Genomic DNA, 841 nt, shown 5'->3' with positions numbered 1-841 from the left:
AAGTCAAAGCGGCGATCAAAGAAACCGGTTTACCGGTGACCACCGCCTGCGGTGGCTATGACGGATGGATTGGCGACTTTATCGAAGAGCGTCGTCTTAATGGCTTAAAGCAGATCGAGCGCATTCTCGAAGCGCTGGCAGAAGTGGGCGGTAAAGGCATCGTCGTTCCGGCTGCGTGGGGCATGTTTACCTTCCGCTTACCGCCGATGACCTCGCCGCGTAGCCTGGACGGCGACCGCAAAATGGTGAGTGATTCCCTGCGCGTACTGGAACAGGTCGCCGCGCGTACCGGAACCGTGGTGTATCTCGAACCGTTAAACCGCTATCAGGATCATATGATCAACACCCTCGCCGATGCCCGCCGTTACATCGTCGAAAACGATCTTAAACATGTACAGATTATCGGCGATTTCTATCACATGAATATCGAAGAAGATAACCTGGCGCAGGCGCTGCATGACAACCGCGACCTGCTCGGTCATGTGCATATTGCGGATAACCATCGCTACCAGCCGGGCAGCGGCACCCTGGATTTCCACGCGCTGTTTGAACAGCTGCGCGCGGATAACTATCAGGGCTATGTAGTGTACGAAGGGCGTATCCGGGCGGAAGATCCTGCCCAGGCGTACCGTGATTCGTTGGCCTGGTTGCGTACCTGCTAAGAGGTCTTTGTGAAAAGTGCAATGACAAGCTCTCCGCTGCGGGTCGCGATAATAGGCGCAGGCCAGGTGGCGGATAAGGTTCATGCTTCGTACTACTGCACCCGCAACGATCTGGAACTGGTGGCTGTCTGTGACAGCCGCCTTTCCCAGGCGCAGGCGCTGGCAGAAAAATACGGGAA

The 841-nt window shown here is 56.1% G+C and carries 2 protein-coding genes; both read left to right on the top strand.

Annotated elements, in window-relative coordinates; translation table 11 throughout:
• Positions 1 to 662: sugar phosphate isomerase/epimerase family protein (locus RTW80_RS26325; protein ID WP_312721021.1), on the top strand; the 662-nt coding region annotated here is incomplete at its 5' end.
• Positions 663 to 671: 9 nt separating this feature from the next.
• Positions 672 to 841: Gfo/Idh/MocA family oxidoreductase (locus RTW80_RS26320; RefSeq protein ID WP_158414475.1), on the top strand; the 170-nt coding region annotated here is incomplete at its 3' end.

The organism is Escherichia sp. AM3 (assembly GCF_032029835.1).
Classification (GTDB): Bacteria; Pseudomonadota; Gammaproteobacteria; order Enterobacterales; family Enterobacteriaceae; genus Escherichia; species Escherichia coli.
Note: the sequence above shows the minus strand (reverse complement) of the source record. Positions and strands in the feature narration are given on the sequence as shown.